This is a genomic window from Methylobacterium sp. FW306-05-D, assembly GCF_058782155.1.
Genome location: NZ_JBYSXL010000051.1, coordinates 18189 through 34072, shown reverse-complemented (window position 1 = coordinate 34072; position 15884 = coordinate 18189). Strand labels below are relative to the sequence as shown.

At 71.3% G+C, this 15884-nt stretch carries 15 protein-coding genes; 13 read left to right on the top strand and 2 right to left on the bottom strand.

Translation table 11 applies throughout. The features are described 5' to 3' along the window. The first annotated feature begins 222 nt into the window (after positions 1 to 222). The 11 genes from AC3WLN_RS16725 to AC3WLN_RS16675 all read left to right on the top strand — a co-directional run bounded on the left by AC3WLN_RS16725 (position 223) and on the right by AC3WLN_RS16675 (position 12030). Positions 223 to 498: a hypothetical protein gene (locus AC3WLN_RS16725; protein ID WP_492483084.1), complete on the top strand. Its 276-nt coding sequence runs from the start codon at positions 223 to 225 to the stop codon at positions 496 to 498. Next, positions 495 to 1205 carry a LysE family translocator gene (locus AC3WLN_RS16720; protein WP_492483082.1) on the top strand — a complete coding sequence of 237 codons (711 nt, stop codon included), beginning with the start codon at positions 495 to 497 and terminating at the stop codon, positions 1203 to 1205. Before AC3WLN_RS16725 ends, AC3WLN_RS16720 begins: the two co-directional genes overlap by 4 nt. Positions 1206 to 1517: 312 nt before the next feature. Further along, the gene (locus AC3WLN_RS16715; protein WP_492483080.1) at positions 1518 to 2261 is read left to right on the top strand and encodes a (Fe-S)-binding protein; all 744 of its coding nucleotides are present in this window, start codon (positions 1518 to 1520) and stop codon (positions 2259 to 2261) included. Further along, positions 2258 to 3889, top strand: a complete 1632-nt coding sequence (locus AC3WLN_RS16710; RefSeq protein WP_492483078.1) for a lactate utilization protein B — start codon at positions 2258 to 2260, stop codon at positions 3887 to 3889. Before AC3WLN_RS16715 ends, AC3WLN_RS16710 begins: the two co-directional genes overlap by 4 nt. Then, positions 3886 to 4479 (top strand): LutC/YkgG family protein, encoded by a 594-nt coding sequence (locus AC3WLN_RS16705; RefSeq protein ID WP_492483077.1) that lies wholly within the window; start codon positions 3886 to 3888, stop codon positions 4477 to 4479. The genes AC3WLN_RS16710 and AC3WLN_RS16705 overlap by 4 nt, the downstream gene beginning before the upstream one ends. 139 nt (positions 4480 to 4618) lie before the next feature. Next, positions 4619 to 5479, top strand: coding sequence for a transglutaminase-like domain-containing protein (locus AC3WLN_RS16700; RefSeq protein WP_492483075.1), 861 nt, complete (start codon positions 4619 to 4621; stop codon positions 5477 to 5479). Positions 5480 to 5967: 488 nt separating this feature from the next. Next, on the top strand, positions 5968 to 6714 hold the full coding sequence (locus tag AC3WLN_RS16695) for a hypothetical protein (RefSeq protein WP_492483073.1): 747 nt from the start codon (positions 5968 to 5970) through the stop codon (positions 6712 to 6714). A 53-nt stretch (positions 6715 to 6767) separates the two neighbouring features. Then, positions 6768 to 8165: an ethanolamine ammonia-lyase subunit EutB gene (locus AC3WLN_RS16690; RefSeq protein ID WP_492483071.1), complete on the top strand. Its 1398-nt coding sequence runs from the start codon at positions 6768 to 6770 to the stop codon at positions 8163 to 8165. Further along, on the top strand, positions 8162 to 9064 hold the full coding sequence (eutC, locus tag AC3WLN_RS16685; protein WP_492483070.1) for an ethanolamine ammonia-lyase subunit EutC: 903 nt from the start codon (positions 8162 to 8164) through the stop codon (positions 9062 to 9064). Before AC3WLN_RS16690 ends, eutC begins: the two co-directional genes overlap by 4 nt. Positions 9065 to 9413: 349 nt before the next feature. Further along, positions 9414 to 11144 (top strand): dihydroxy-acid dehydratase, encoded by a 1731-nt coding sequence (gene ilvD / locus AC3WLN_RS16680; protein WP_492483068.1) that lies wholly within the window; start codon positions 9414 to 9416, stop codon positions 11142 to 11144. 61 nt (positions 11145 to 11205) lie between these two features. Beyond that, positions 11206 to 12030 (top strand): tetratricopeptide repeat protein, encoded by an 825-nt coding sequence (locus tag AC3WLN_RS16675; RefSeq protein WP_492483088.1) that lies wholly within the window; start codon positions 11206 to 11208, stop codon positions 12028 to 12030. A 27-nt stretch (positions 12031 to 12057) separates the two neighbouring features. Here AC3WLN_RS16675 and AC3WLN_RS16670 read toward each other — a convergent pair whose 3' ends face one another. Both AC3WLN_RS16670 and xth read right to left on the bottom strand, forming a co-directional pair. After that, the gene (locus AC3WLN_RS16670) at positions 12058 to 12687 is read right to left on the bottom strand and encodes a glutathione S-transferase family protein (RefSeq protein ID WP_492483067.1); all 630 of its coding nucleotides are present in this window, start codon (positions 12685 to 12687) and stop codon (positions 12058 to 12060) included. A 63-nt stretch (positions 12688 to 12750) separates the two neighbouring features. Next, positions 12751 to 13545 (bottom strand): exodeoxyribonuclease III, encoded by a 795-nt coding sequence (gene xth, locus AC3WLN_RS16665; RefSeq protein ID WP_492483065.1) that lies wholly within the window; start codon positions 13543 to 13545, stop codon positions 12751 to 12753. Between the two features lie 98 nt (positions 13546 to 13643). Between xth and AC3WLN_RS16660 the strand changes: the two genes are divergently transcribed. Next, the gene (locus AC3WLN_RS16660) at positions 13644 to 14348 is read left to right on the top strand and encodes a ceramidase domain-containing protein (RefSeq protein WP_492483086.1); all 705 of its coding nucleotides are present in this window, start codon (positions 13644 to 13646) and stop codon (positions 14346 to 14348) included. A 199-nt stretch (positions 14349 to 14547) separates the two neighbouring features. Beyond that, complete coding sequence (locus AC3WLN_RS16655) at positions 14548 to 15870, top strand: homoserine dehydrogenase (RefSeq protein WP_492483063.1); 1323 nt, start codon at positions 14548 to 14550, stop codon at positions 15868 to 15870. Positions 15871 to 15884 lie beyond the last annotated feature (14 nt).

The following is a 15884-nucleotide window of genomic DNA, read 5'->3' as shown; positions in this document are numbered from 1 at the left end:
GTGCCCGGGCCGCGCGACCGGGCCGGCGCGGGGCCGGGACGCAGCGCGGCGGGCGGGTCCGGCCGGGGGCGCATCCGCCCAACGCCCTGGAGGAACGGCGCTTTCCGGCACGGGCCGGCGCCCGGGGCGGGGGCGCCGGGAGGCGGGGCGAGGCCATCCGCCGGACGGTGGATGCCCGCATCCGGCCCGTCCCTAGACTGGCGGCCCACGGGAGAAACCGCCATGAAAACCAGCACCAGCCCCCTGTCCGGAACCGCCCTCGGCCCCCTCGCGGGCATCGCCGTCCTGTCCTTTGCCCTGTCCTGCGCGCCGCTGGTCCCGGCGGCCGCGGCCGACGAGCTCGACGACCTGCCGGAGCTCGCCTGCGCCCAGGCCTCGTCGGCCCTGGAGCGGGTCCAGATCGGATGCCCGGAGGCCGAGCGCGCCGCGACGGAGTCGCGGGCCGGCGCCTCGCCCCTCGACCGGGCGGCGGACGAGCCCGCCGCCCGGGCGCCGTGAGCGTCCTCGCCACGTCCCTGCTCGCCGGCGCGAGCCTCGGCCTCTCCATCGCCGCGCCGATCGGCCCGACCAGCCTCCTCTGCATCCAGCGCACCCTGGCGGGGGGCCTGCCCACCGGGCTCGCCACCGGGCTCGGGGTCGCCACCGTGCACCTGACCTACGGCACCCTGGTCGGGCGCTGGGGGGCGGACGTCGCCCGGGCGGGCTCCAACGCGGCCCTGCTCTCCGTGGTCTCGGGGGCGGTGCTGCTCGCCCTCGCCATCCGGGTGCTGCGCCGCGTCTCGGTGCTGCGGGAGACGGGCGAGCGCCGCTGCACCCTCGCGGCGAGCTACGGCAGCGCCGTGGGCCTGGCCCTGACGAACCCGGTCACCCCCGTGCTGTTCCTCGCCGCCATGCCGAGCCTCCTCGCGCCCGGGGCCGGGTCGCTCCCGGTGCTGGCCGCGGGGGTGTTCCTGGGCTCGTTCGGCTGGTGGCTCCTGCTCAACACCGCCGTATCCCTGTTCCGGGGCTGCGTGACCAGCCGCGCCCTGACCCGGCTGAACCAGGCCGCCGGCCTCCTCCTCGCGGCCCTCGCCCTGAGCCTGCTCGCCCGGGGCCTGGCCGGCAGCCTCGACGGCCTCGACGGCCTCGCACACCAGGGGATGAGCGCGGCGCCCGGCCCGGGCGCGCCCGCCCCGGCGCCGAGCCCAATCCCGATCCCGCGCTGAGCGGCCGGCGGCGCCGCGGTGGCCCGGGGCGAGGGCGGCGGGGCGGCCACCCCGCCCCTGAACCGCACGCCCGGATCTCGATACGACAAGACCTCGATTCGACAAGACCTCGATTCGACAAGATATCGCAACGTCCCCGCAAGGCATCCGGCCGGCCGGCGGACGCGCCGACAAGCTCTCACGGGCTCTCACGGGCGCGCGCGAATCCGGTTTCCCCTTTCCGGCCCGATGCTCTAAACCCGGCCCAAGTGTAGAACATTTCCAATGCGGCCGGCGGGGCGTCCCGGCGGGCGCGGGGGACCAGGGAACGCCATGCGCATCGGACTGTTCGTGCCGTGCTACGTCGACGCCTTCGAGCCGGAGGTGGGGATCGCCACGCTGGAATTGCTGGAGCGCTTCGGCCTCGACGTGGAGTATCCCTTCGATCAGACCTGCTGCGGCCAGCCGATGACCAACACCGGCTGCCACGCGGAGGCCGCCGCCACCGAGGCGCTGTTCGTCAAGAATTTCTCGGGCTTCGACTACGTGGTGGCGCCCTCTGGCTCCTGCGTGCACCAGGTGCGCGAGCACCTCACGGCGATCCCGCAGACCGAGGCGGTGAAGGCCGTGCGGGCCAAGACCTTCGAACTCGTCGAATTCCTGCACGACATCCTCAAGGTCGAGGCATTCCCCTGGGCGGAATTCCCGCACCGGGTCGGCTACCACGGCAATTGCAACGCCCTGCGGGGCATCCACCATGCCCGCCCGTCCGAGCTGAACGCGCCGTTCTTCTCCAAGCCCCTCGACCTCCTGAAGAAGGTCAAGGGCATCGAGATCGTGGCCCCGGCCCGGCCCGACGAGTGCTGCGGCTTCGGCGGCACCTTCTCGGTGTTCGAGCCCGCCGTCTCGGCCAAGATGGGCTACGACAAGGTCTCGGACCACGCCCAGGCGGGGGCCGACTACGTCGTCTCGGCCGATTCCTCCTGCATGATGCACCAGAAGGGCTGCGCCGAGCGGATCGGCGTGCCCCTCAAGTTCATCCACATCGCCCGCATCCTCAATGGAGCGACCGCATGAGCGCGTCCGACGAAGTCCGGCCCCGCGACGACGCGCGGCGCGACGGCGTGATCCATCCGGAGGTGATGGCCGCGACCGACGAGAGCGAGCGCGGACAGGACGGCCGGCGCCTGCAGCACGCCGAGGGCGCCTCGCGGCCGATCTCGGCCGGAGCCGCCTCCCCGAAGGCGCCCCGGGAGCCGCAGCCGCGCGGCGCCAAGATCCGCGGCGACCGGCCCATCGACCAGGCCGAGGCCGCCGAGCGCTTCCTCGCGGCACCCATGCACCAGAAGGCGCACGACGCGAGGCTCTGGGACCTGCGCACCAAGCGCGACACCGCCGCCTTCGGCATCCCCGAATGGGAAGAGCTGCGCGAGCTCGCCTCGCAGATCAAGGCGCACACCCTCAGCCATCTCGACCGCTACCTCGAGGAGTTCGAGGCCCAGGCCAAGGCCAACGGCGTCCAGGTGCACTGGGCCGCCGACGGGGCCGAGCACAACCGCATCGTCCACGGCCTCCTCAAGGATCACGGCGCCAAGTCGCTGATCAAGTCGAAGTCGATGCTCACCGAGGAATGCGGCTTCCGGCACTACATGGCCGGCACCGGCATCGCGGTGATCGAGACCGATCTCGGCGAGCGCATCCAGCAGCTCGACAACGAGGAGCCGAGCCACGTGGTGGTGCCGGCCGTGCACAAGACCCGCTTCGACGTGGCCGAGGTCTTCTCCCGCACCATGGGGACCGACCCGGAGAACGACGACGCCCATTATCTGGCCGAGAGCCAGCGCATGCACACGCGCCCGCTCATCCTGGAGGCGGATGCGGGGCTGACCGGCTGCAACTTCGCCATCGCGGAGACCGGCACGGTGGTGACCTGCACCAACGAGGGCAATGCCGACCTCTCGGGCAACGTGCCCAAGCTCCAGATCCACTCCATCGGCATCGAGAAGCTGATCCCGCGCATCGAGCATCTCGGCGTGTTCCTGCGCCTGCTCTCGCGCTCGGCGCTGGGCTCGCCGATCACCCAGTACACCTCGCATTTCCGGGCGCCGCGGAAGGGCACCGAGATGCACTACGTGCTGGTGGACAACGGCCGCTCCGAGCGCCTCGGCATGGAGGAGTTCTGGACCTCGCTGAAATGCATCCGCTGCGGCGCCTGCATGAACACCTGCCCGGTCTACCGGCGCTCGGGGGGCCTCTCCTACGGGGCCACCTATTCGGGGCCGATCGGGCTGATCATCGACCCGACCTTCAACAAGCGGAAATACTCGACCCTGCCGTTCTCCTCCACGATGAACGGCTCCTGCACCAACGTCTGCCCGGTCAAGATCAACATCCACGAGCAGATCTTCGCCTGGCGCAAGGTCCTGGCCGAGGAGCACCAGATCCCGCTTCTCAAGCAGGGCATGATGAAGGCCGCCGGCCAGGTGCTGAGCCGCCCGGCCACCTACCGCGCCGCCATCGGGGCCGCCGATTCCGCCCTCAAGGTGCTGCCGCGCTTCGCCGTCTACAACCCGCTCAACACCTGGGGGAAGGGCCGCGAGATGCCGGAAGCCCCGCGCCAGACCTTCCACGCCTGGTACAAGCAGAACCGCATGACGAAGGCGGGCGGCAAGAAGAGCGGCGATACGACGAAGGGCGGGAAATGAGCGTCCGCGAAGACACCCTGGCGCGCATCCGGCGGAACCGCCCGGCCGGCGCGCATCCGCTGCCGGAGGTGCCGCTCTTCCAGCCGCTGGTCGGCGACGACCACGTCGCGGAGTTTGGCGAACGCCTGAAGCGTATGGGCGGCAAGCTCGCCGAGGCGAACCCCGGCGGGGACCTTTTCGCCAGCGTGCGCGAGCGCCTGGACGGCGCGGCGGTCATCGCCTCCGCCGTGCCCGAGATCGCGGGCAACCGCGATCTCTCCGCCGTCGCCCGGCCGCAGGACCTCGCCGCCGTCGACGTCGCCATCGTGCGGGCGGTGTTCGGGGTGGCCGAGACCGGCTCGGTGCTGTTCACCCAGGCCGAATTGCAGGTGAACGCCGTCGCCTACCTCGCCCAGCACCTCGTGGTGCTGCTCGACCCGGCCGACATCCTGGTGAACATCCAGGCGGCCTACCGCCGCCCGGACTTCGCCCGCGCCGCCTACGCGGTGCTCCACACCGGCCCCTCGGCCACCGCCGACATCGAGGGCGTGCTGATCCACGGCGCGCAGGGGGTGCGCTCGCTCACCGTGATCCTGGCGCCGCGGGGCTGACGCGGACCCGCGGCGCGGGGGCCGCAAGGCCGAAGGGAACCCGGGGTGCGGGGCTCGCGGATCGGCGGCGCGGGGCCGCCCCCGGAGGCGCGATCCTTGCTATGCTGGGGGGCCGTGACCCGTCAGCAAGGAGTGGGTGGTGCGCTATCAACTGGGCTGCAATCTATCCTACAACATCCTCTCGGACACGACCTTCATCTTCAACCTCGAGGTCGCGCGCCTGCGCAGCGTCGAGATCCTCAGCGAGAGCCTGGTCCTCTCGCCCAACCTCAAGCGCGACATCTACGTCACGCCCGACCTGCAGAACCGCTATCTCGGCGTGAACGTGCCGGTGGGGCAGTTCTCGCTGGACTACACCGCCGAGGTCGAGCTGACCGTGCACCGGGCCGACCCGGCGACGATCAACGAGACGCCGATCGCGCAGCTGCCCCTCGACATCCTGCCCTTCCTGCTGCCGAGCCGGTTCGTCTCCTCCGACCGGCTGACGCCCTTCGCGCTGGCCGAGTTCGGGGCGCTGCCCAAGGGCCACCAGCGCGTCAACGCGATCTGCAACTGGATCCACGACCACCTGACCTACCAGCCCGGCACCAGCGACGGCGAGACCACCGCCGACGAGAGTCTCCTGAAGCGGGCCGGCGTCTGCCGCGACTTCGCGCATATCGGCACCGCCTTCTGCCGGGCGCTCGGCATCCCGGCCCGCTTCGTCAGCTGCTACGCCCACGGCCTCGTGCCGAGCGACTTCCACGCCGTGTTCGAGGCCTATCTCGACGGGCGCTGGTGGCTGTTCGACGCCACGCGCCAGGCCGATCTCGACGGACTCGTGCGCATCGGCGTCGGCCGCGACGCCGCCGAGATCGCCTTCTCGACGCCCTGGGGCAACATGCAGCCGGTCAACCAGCAGATCCGCATCGTGCGCGCGGACGGGCAGGGCAGCCCGCCCCAGCGCACCGTCGACGCGATCTCCACCGAGGAGCCGGCCCCGCACGCGGGCGCGGCCTGAGAGTCCGTCAGGTCCCTCCCGAACCTGACGGACTCCCGATTCCCTTCCTGTCGTTCGTCTCTTCGGAACAACCGGTTTCCACCGATCCCCGACAGAGGCGAAAGGGGTCTCGGGCGATGCGTCGCGCTGGGCCGAACGTCCGGCAGCGTCCCGCGGCACGGATGCTCTCTCTGCTTCGGCAGCGACCGTATGCACGTCTGTCCGAACGACGCGGCCCTCCTACCGACCGGGGGAGGGGAACGCGCCTTCTCCGGACGGCGCCAGAGGTGTGAATCCCAGGGCATCGGGAAGGGGAGTCCGGCTGAGGTCACGACGACCGTGGTGATGCGACTGAGCCCCAACAGCCGGCGCGTCGGCCCACCCTACTACAATTCTAGGATGAATAACGTTACAAATTCAGTTAATATGTGTATTTTCCGTCGGCCCGGACGATCATAGCCTATAGACGGCGTTTCCTCATTCAGACCGGGACGATGGAACGACACACGATGGCGGACCCTGATTGGCCACGAGGGACGACATCGGCGGCTTACCGGATGGCCTTTCGGGCGGTCCGCGCCCTCTGGCCCGAAACCGGACTCGTCGCAGTCCTTCTCGAAGCCCAGACGCTGATCACGACGGAGTTGGGAAAACCGGGAAACCCGACAGCGGGTCTGCCCGGTATCCTGGCCAATCTGGCCGCAACGGTCTTGGTGCTGCCCTACACGATCGCGGTCTATCGCTATGCCATGGGCCTGCCAGTAGGCAGCCTTCGAGACCGGGTCAGGCACGTAGTCCGGCGGAAGGATTTTCTGGCGTACAACCTTGGAATCTTCCTCCTCGGCATCCTCCTGGCCGAGGCTTGGAACGTCTCTTTCCCGTACCACTCCCTGGTCTTCGTCGTCCTGTGCGGGCTGTCCTTCTGGCTGACGACGCGCCTCTTCGTCATGGGACCGACCCTCGCCCTGGACGGCTTCGATGTCACGGTCCGTGAGGCCTTTCGGGCAACGGCCGGCCAAATCTGGACCCTCTTCCGGCTCGGATTCTACGTGGCCCTTCCCCTCCTGGGCGCCAGCCTCATCGTTGGGCTGGCCGCCAGTGTCGTGAACTTCGGGCTGAATCTGAAGCCCGCCCCGGCCTCGTTTGGCGCCCTCTCCCTGCCCTTCATTGTCTTCGGACATGTTCTGAAGGCCGTGTTGGAGACGAAAATCTTCCAGAGACTCCTGCTCCCCATGCCGCCCCAAGATGTGAGATAATCGATCCGCCGCGGTGGCTCGATTTTCGCGACGGGGCCGCAGGAGCATTGCCCATGGCCTATCGTCATACCGTCGGTCCGCGGACCCACGTCTTCGCCGATCTCGCCACCCTGATGGCGAAGGCGACGCCGGTGCGCTCCGGCGACCGGCTCGCCGGCATCGCGGCGGAATCCGCCGAGGAGGCGGTGGCGGCGCGCTGGTGCCTCGCCGAGGTGCCCCTGAGCGAGATCCTGGCCCGGCCCCTGATCCCCTACGAGGCCGACGACGTCACCCGCCTCATCCTCGACGGCCACGACGCGGCGGCCTTCGCCGAGATCGCCCACCTCACCGTGGGCGATTTTCGCGAGTTCCTGCTCACCGCCTCCTCCGAGACCCTGGCGCGGATCGCCCCCGGGGTGACGCCCGAGATCGCGGCGGCGGTCTGCAAGATCATGCGCAACCAGGACCTGATCCTGGTGGCCCGCAAGTGCCGGGTGGTCACGCGCTTCCGCAACACCATCGGGTTGCCGGGGCGTCTCGCCGTGCGGCTGCAGCCCAACCATCCCACCGACGACGCCGCCGGCATCACCGCCTCGATCCTCGACGGGCTGTCCTACGGCTGCGGCGACGCCGTGATCGGCCTCAACCCGGCCTCCGATTCCGTCGCGACCCTGAGCGGCCTGCTCCACCTCTTCGACGACCTGATCCGGCGCCTGGAGATCCCGACGCAGGGGTGCATCCTCACCCACGTCACCACGACGATCGAGGCGATGAACCGGGGCCTGCCGGTCGACCTGGTGTTCCAGTCGATCGCCGGCACGCAAGGGGCCAATGCCGGCTTCGGCGTCACCCTGGCGATCCTCAAGGAGGCGCACGAGGCGGCGCTGGCCCTCAAGCGCGGCACGGTGGGCGACAACTGCATGTACTTCGAGACCGGGCAGGGCTCGGCCCTCTCGGCCGGCCAGCACCACGGCATCGACCAGCAGACCCTGGAGGCCCGGGCCTACGCGGTGGCGCGGCCGTTCCGGCCGCTGCTCGTCAACACCGTGGTGGGCTTCATCGGGCCGGAATACCTCTACGACGGCAAGGAGATCATCCGGGCCGGGCTCGAGGACCACTTCTGCGGCAAGCTCATGGGCGTGCCGCTGGGGGTGGACGTCTGCTACACCAACCACGCCGAGGCCGACCAGAACGACATGGACACCCTGCTGACCCTGCTGGGCGCGGCCGGCTGCACCTTCGTCATGGGCATTCCCGGCGCCGACGACGTGATGCTGAACTACCAGTCCACCTCGTTCCACGATTCGCTCTACCTGCGCGAGGTGCTCGGCCTGAAGCGCGCCCCGGAATTCGAGGCTTGGCTGGAGCGGATCGGCCTGACCGACGCGGACGGCGCCCTGCTGCCGGAGGGGCCGAGCGCCCGCCTGATCGCGGCGACGCCGGGCCTGTCCGATCGCGGTCTCGCCGCATGAGCGCCGACCGCACCGCCGACGAGACCCGACCGGACTCCGATCCCTGGGCCCGGCTCGCCCAACTCACCCCCGCCCGCATCGGCCTCGGCCGGGCCGGCTCCGGCCTGCCGACCCGGGAGGTCCTGCGCTTCGGCCTCGCCCATGCCCAGGCCCGGGACGCGGTGCACACGCCCCTCGACGCCGGGGCGGTGACCGCCGGCATCGAGGCCCTCGGGTTCGAGACGATTCCCGTGGCCTCCGCCGCGCCGGACCGGGCGACCTACCTGCGCCGGCCGGACCTCGGCCGCGCCCTGACGGGGGCGGGCGCCGCGGCGCTCTCCGGACGCGGCGACGGCCCGATCGACCTCGCCCTCGTGGTCGCCGACGGGCTCTCGGCCCGGGCCGTGCACGAGGGGGCGGCGGGCTTCCTGGCCGCCTTCAAGCCGCATGTCGACCGGGCCGGCTGGCGCCTCGCCCCGGTGGTGGTGGCGACGCAGGCGCGGGTGGCGCTGGGCGACGGCATCGGCGCCGCGCTCCAGGCCCGCGCCGTGGTGGTGATCATCGGCGAGCGGCCCGGCCTGTCCTCGCCGGACAGCCTCGGGCTCTACCTCACCTTCGGCCCGCGGGTGGGGCGCTCGGATGCCGAGCGCAACTGCATCTCGAACGTGCGCCCGGCCGGGCTCTCGCACGAACTGGCCGCCTTCAAGCTCGACTGGCTCCTGACCCAGGCCTTCGCCCTCGGCCTGTCCGGCGTGACCCTCAAGGACGGCAGCGGCCCCGCCCTCGGCGCCGCCCCGGGCCCGACCCTGCTGGGCGACGGATCGCCGGTGCAGGAATCCGAGGCCGCGGATTCGACGGCGTCGACGTCCGCCCGGTCGCGATCCGCCGAGGGGGAGAGGGCGGGACCGGACCCGGCCTGAGGCGCCCGCGGCCGGTCCGCCGCCGCATCGGGAAAAACCGTCGCGGCCCCGGCTTGTTCGGACGATCCCGGGCCCGAAAGCGTGGCTGTGGCGGGGTCGCAACACCCCGAAAGCATCCCGACTTTGCCTTGGGAGACCCCTCTCGCCGCCGCGATCCCGCCATAAACCGGGACCACCTCAGCAAGCGCGGTAAACGATAGCTCCCCCAACGCTTTACCGCGGAGTTCAGACGCTTTCCGAGAAACGGTCCGATGGGCCGCGCGCCGTGGGTTTCCCCGGAACGCGCCCATCTGTTCGCGGTCGCTCCGAACCCACACATGCGTATCAGGCCGGGGTGGTGAGACACACGATGGACGCGCCGAAAACCGACAAGTCGAAGCTTCCGAGCCGCCATGTCACGGAAGGGCCCGAGCGCGCTCCCCACCGCTCGTACCTCTATGCCATGGGCCTGACCCGCGAGCAGATCCACCAGCCCCTGGTGGGGGTCGCCTCCTGCTGGAACGAGGCCGCGCCCTGCAACATCTCGCTGATGCGCCAGGCGCAGGCGGTGAAGAAGGGCGTGTCGGCCGCCAACGGCACCCCGCGCGAGTTCTGCACCATCACGGTGACGGACGGCATCGCCATGGGCCATGCCGGCATGCGCGCCTCGCTGCCCTCCCGCGAGGTCATCGCCGATTCGGTCGAGCTGACCATGCGCGGCCACGCCTACGACGCCCTCGTGGGCCTGGCCGGCTGCGACAAGTCCCTGCCCGGCATGATGATGTCGATGGTGCGCCTCAACGTGCCGTCGATCTTCATCTACGGCGGCTCGATCCTGCCCGGCTCGTTCCGCGGCCGGCCGGTGACGGTGCAGGACCTGTTCGAGGCGGTGGGCAAGGTCGCGGTCGGCGACATGTCCCTCGAGGATCTCGACGAGCTGGAGCAGGTCGCCTGCCCGTCGGCCGGCGCCTGCGGCGCGCAGTTCACCGCCAACACCATGGCCACCGTCTCCGAGGCCATCGGCCTGGCGCTGCCCTACTCGGCCGGCGCCCCGGCGCCCTACGAGATCCGCGACAGATTCTGCATGACCGCGGGCGAGAAGGTGATGGAGCTCATCGCCAAGAACATCCGCCCGCGCGACATCGTCACCCGCAAGAGCCTCGAGAACGCGGCGGCCGCCGTCGCGGCCTCGGGCGGCTCCACCAACGCGGCCCTGCACCTGCCGGCGATCGCCCACGAGTGCGGCATCAAGTTCGACCTGTTCGACGTCGCCGAGGTCTTCAAGCGCACCCCCTACATCGCCGACCTGAAGCCGGGCGGGCGCTACGTCGCCAAGGACATGTTCGAGGTCGGCGGCATCCCGCTCCTGCTGAAGACGCTCCTCGACCACGGCTTCCTGCACGGCGACTGCATGACGGTCACCGGCCGCACCATGGCGGAGAACATGGAGAAGGTGCACTGGAACCCGGACCAGGACGTGGTCCGCTCCGCCGGCACGCCCCTGACCCCCACCGGCGGCGTCGTCGGCCTGCGCGGCAACCTCGCTCCCGAGGGCGCCATCGTGAAGGTCGCCGGCATGTCGGAGGAGAAGCAGGTCTTCACCGGCCCGGCCCGCGTCTTCGACGGCGAGGAGGCCTGCTTCGAGGCCGTCCAGACGCGCACCTACAAGGAGGGCGAGGTCCTCGTCATCCGCTACGAGGGCCCGAAGGGCGGCCCCGGCATGCGCGAGATGCTCTCCACCACCGCGGCCCTCTACGGCCAGGGCATGGGCGACAAGGTCGCGCTCATCACCGACGGGCGCTTCTCGGGGGCCACCCGCGGCTTCTGCGTCGGCCATGTCGGGCCCGAGGCCGCCGTCGGCGGTCCGATCGGCCTGATCCGGGACGGCGACGTCATCACCCTCGACGCGATCCGGGGCACCCTCGACGTGGCGGTCTCCGACGAGGAGTTCGCCCAGCGCCGGGCCGCCTGGAGCCCGCGCACCAACTCGGCCACCTCCGGCTACCTGTGGAAGTACCAGCAGACCGTCGGTCCGGCGGTGAACGGCGCGGTGACCCATCCGGGCGGCGCCGAGGAGACGCACACCTATGCGGATGTCTAGGACAGCCCACGGCCGCGCCATGCGGCCGGTGCGGGCCGCCCGGGATTGGCCGCTGGCCCGGATGGGCCGGCGGTTCGCCGCGGCGGCCGGGCTCGTGCTCCTCGGCCTGACTCCGGCGGCGGCGCTGGACGCCACCGCCCGGACGCCGGTGCCCGGCGGCAATTACCGCAGTGCCCGCGAGGCCCTGCGCATGGGCGTGCGCGACTACAATGCCGGGGACAAGGAGGGGGCCGCCCGCGCCCTCGAATACGCCGCCGACCAGGGCCACGCCCTGGCGCTGTGGAAGCTCGGCCGCATGTATGCTGAGGGCGACGGCGTCCCCCACGACGACCTCAAGGCCTTCGAGTTCTTCTCGCGCATCGCCGACGACACCACCGACGAGGGACCGGACGCCCAGAACTCGGGCGTGGTCGCCAGCGCCTTCACGGCGCTCGGCACCTATTTCCTCGAGGGGATCAAGGGCACCTACGTGCGTCCGAACCCCGAGCGCGCCTACGACATGTTCAACTACGCGGCCTCGTATTTCGGCGACCCGAACGCGCAGTACAATCTCGGCCGGCTCTACCTCGACGGCACCGGCGTGGACACCGACGCGCGCCAGGCCGCGCGCTGGTTCAACCTCGCCGCGGAGAAGGGCCACGCCCCGGCGCAGGCCCTCCTCGGCCAGCTCCTCGTCAACGGCCAGGGCGTGCCGGCCCAGCGCGCCCGCGGGCTGATGTGGCTCTCCATGGCCCGGGACGCCGCCCAGGGCCGCAAGGACGACTGGATCGTCGCCCTCTACGAGAAGGCCTGGGCCTCGGCCAGCGAGGAGGACCGCGCCACCGCGATGGCGCAGGCCTCGCAGGCCAGCGCGCAGGTGACGGGATCGGCGCGCCGCCGGCGCTGAGGACCGGACCGGCGCACCCCCGCGCGATCAGTTCGGCGAGGTCCGGGCCGCCAGCGCCGTCACGAAGGACGGCCGCGCCAGGGTCGCGGTGACGTAGCCGGCGAGCTTCGGCCAGCGCGCGGCATCGACGGATTCGCCGGCCAGGTGCAGGTTGTGGAAGCCCGTGGCGACCGAGATGTCCGCGATGCTGAAGGCGTCGCCCACGAGGTAGGGCCCGTCGATCTGCCCCTCGAGGTAATCATAGATCTTCGGCAATTCCTCGGTGAGGGCCTTGGCGACCGCGTCCTCGTCCCCGGGCTGCCCGAGCAGCTTGGGCTTCACCACCCGGTTGGCGAAGGGCTTGATGATGACGTCGAACATCTCGGTGTCGCCGTACTTGTCGAACCAGATCGCGCGGCCGCGCGCCTTGGCCTCGGACGGGAACAGCGCCGGGGTCGGAAACTTCGCCTCCAGATAGGTCAGGATCGCCGAGGAATCGGGGAGCAGGAAGCCGTCGTCGTCGAAGGCGGGGATCTTGCCCAGCGGACTCGCCGCCTGGAAGGCCGGGTCCTTGGCGTGGAAAAACAGCGGAATGTGTTCCGCCTCCCGGCCCTTCTCGGCCAGGGCGACGAGGACCTTGCGGACGTAGGGCGAATAGCCGGTGCCGTAGAGTTTCACGCGGGACAGCTTCCATGTGGGGGATCGGTGCTGGCCCAACCCGCGGGAGACCGGATCGTTCGCTCACGCGTCCGTGAGTTCGGCCGTGACCGGCACGTGGTCGGAGGGCTTCTCCAGGCCGCGCAGGTGCTTCTGCACCGAGGCCGAGACCAGCCGGTCGGCGGCCTGGGGCGAGAGCAGGAGGTGGTCGATCCGGATGCCGGCGTTCCGGTTCCAGGCCCCCGCCTGGTAGTCCCAGAAGGTGTAGAGCCCGGGCCGCGGGTCGCAGGCGCGCAGGGCGTCGGTGTAGCCCTCGGCGAGCAGCGCCCGGAACGCCGCCCGGCTCCGGGGCAGGAACAGCGCGTCCGCGCGCCAGGACTCCGGGTCCGCGGCATCCTCGGGCTCCGGGATGACGTTGTAGTCGCCGGCCAGCACCACCGCCTCCTCGGCCTCGCGCAAGGCCCGGGCGTGGACGCGCAGCCGTTCCAGGAAGCCGAGCTTGTAGGGGTATTTCGGGCTGTCGACCGGGTTGCCGTTGGGCAGGTAGATCGAGGCGACCCGCACGGGGCGCACCCCGTCGCCGGAGACCAGCGCCTCGATGTAGCGGGCCTGCTCGTCGGTGTCGTCGCCCGGCAGGCCGCGGCGGATCTCGGCCATCGCCAGGGGCGCGCGCACCAGCAGGGCGACGCCGTTATAGGCCTTCTGGCCGAGGGTCTCGACGGCGTAGCCCGCCGCCTCGATCTCCGCCCGGGGGAAGCCTTCGTCCTGGCATTTCAGCTCCTGCAGGCAGACCACGTCGGGCTTGGCCTCGTCGAGGAAGCCGACGAGGTGTCCGACCCGCTGCTTGATCGAATTGACGTTCCAGGTGGCGATCCGCATGGGCTGGGAGTCTCTGAGGGTCTTGGCGCGAGGGTGTCCGTCATCGGGCCTTCGTCGCGGGCTGGCAAGGCGTGACGCGCGACAACGGAGAGGGCCGGATGGACGGGGACTGGCTGACGCCGATCAGCGCCTATTGCGAGCGGGGCGATGCCGGCTTCTGGGCGGAGCCGGTCAACGCGCTCTCGAACGGCGCCTTCCTGGTCGCCGCCGGCCTGGCGGCGTGGCGGGTGCGCCGGGCCGGGACGGCGGATGCCCCGGCCCTCCTGCTCAGCGCCCTGGTGGCGGTGGTGGGCGTCGGCTCGTTCCTGTTCCACACCCTGGCGGTGCGCTGGTCGCTGCTGGCCGACGTCATCCCGATCGCGCTGTTCATCTACGCCTACTTCCTCCTGGCGATGCGGCGCTACTTCGACCTCGGGATCGGGGCGGCCCTGGTTGCCACCCTGGCCTTCGCGGCCGTCAACATCGGCCTGGAGCCGGCCCTCGACGGGCTGACCGGCCGGTCGATGGACGCGCTCACCAACGGCTCGATCGGCTACGCCCCCGCGATCCTGGCGCTGGCGGGCGTGGCCTCGGGCCTGCTGGCGCCGCAGGGCCGCCCCCTCGGCCCCGCCCGGCGCGAGGCCGGCCTCGCCCTCCTCGGCATCGCCGCGCTGTTCTCCATCTCGCTCGCCTTCCGGACCCTCGACCGGGCAATCTGCCCGGTCTGGCCGCTGGGCACCCACGCCCTCTGGCACCTCCTCAACGCTGGCGTGCTCTACGGGCTGATCGCCGTCGCGGCCCGCTACCGTCGGCGCCGATCGTAACGCCGGAACCCCGCCCGGGCCGGCCGTTTTGTTGCGCCCCCCGGCAAATCGTTGCAGAAGATCGGGCCGCGTCGAGCGCGGCATTCGCCTTCGCCGATCGACGCCGGTCCCGCACCGCCGCCGGACGCGGCAGGTCTTCGGATGCGGCAGGTCTTCGGAGGCGGCAGCTCTCCTGCGCGACAGAGTGACGGAACACACCATGACACAGAGCCTTCGCCTCGGCGTTGCCGGCCTCGGCACCGTCGGCGCCGCCGTCGTCCGGATGGTCGCCCGCCGGGCCGAGGCCCTCGGCCAGACCAGCGGCCGGGCGATTCGCGTCACCGCCGTCTCGTCCCGCGACCGGACCCGCGACCGCGGCCTCGACCTGTCCGGCGTGGCCTGGTTCGACGATCCCGTCGCCCTGGCGACCTCCGGCGAGGTCGATTGCGTGGTCGAGCTCATCGGCGGCGCCGAGGGCCCGGCCCGGGCGACGGTGGAGGCGGCCCTGGCTGCCGGCAAGCACGTGGTCACCGCCAACAAGGCGCTGCTCGCCAGGCACGGCGCGGCCCTCGCCCGGCAGGCCGAGGCGGCGGGCGTGGCGCTGGCCTACGAGGCCTCCGTGGCCGGCGGCATCCCGGTGATCAAGGCCCTGCGCGAGGGCCTGACCGGCAACGCCGTGTCGCGCGTCTACGGAATCATGAACGGCACCTGCAACTACATCCTCACCCGGATGGAGCGCGAGGGCCTGACCTTCGAGGCCTGCCTCAAGGACGCCCAGGCGCTCGGCTATGCCGAGGCCGACCCCACCTTCGACGTCGAGGGCTTCGACACCGCCCACAAGCTCGCGATCCTGACGAGCCTCGCCTTCGGCACCGAGGTCGACGCCGAGGGCGTCTCCGTCGAGGGCATCTCGGCGATCCAGCCCCTCGACCTGACCATGGCCGAGGAACTCGGCTACCGGATCAAGCTCCTGGGCGTCGCCCAGGCCGCGGCCGGCGGCATCGAACAGCGGGTGCACCCGACCATGGTGCCGAAATCCTCGGCCATCGCCCAGGTGATGGGCGTGACCAACGCGGTCACCATCGACGCGGACGCGGTGGGCGAACTCACCCTGATCGGCCCCGGGGCCGGCGGCGAGGCCACCGCCTCGGCCGTGGTCTCCGACATCACCGACATCGCCGCCGGCACCCGCCGCCCGACCTTCGGACGGCCCTCGGCCTCCCTGAGCCCCTCCCAGCGCGTCGCCATGCAGCGGCACGAGGGCGGCTACTACATCCGCCTCACCGTGCACGACCGCCCCGGCGTCGCCGCGGGCGTGGCCACCCGCATGGCCGAGCGCGACATCTCCATCGAGAGCATCCTCCAGCGCCGCTCCGAGAGCGCCGCCTCGAAGGACCCGCACGGCCGCTCGGGCCAGCCGGTTCCCCTGGTGCTGATCACCTACGCCGCCACCGAGGGCACGATCCGGGCCGCCCTCGACGCCATCGCGGCCGACGGCCTGCTCGCGGAGGCGCCCCAGCTGATCCGGATCGAGCGCGAGTAGCGCCTGCTCCGTAT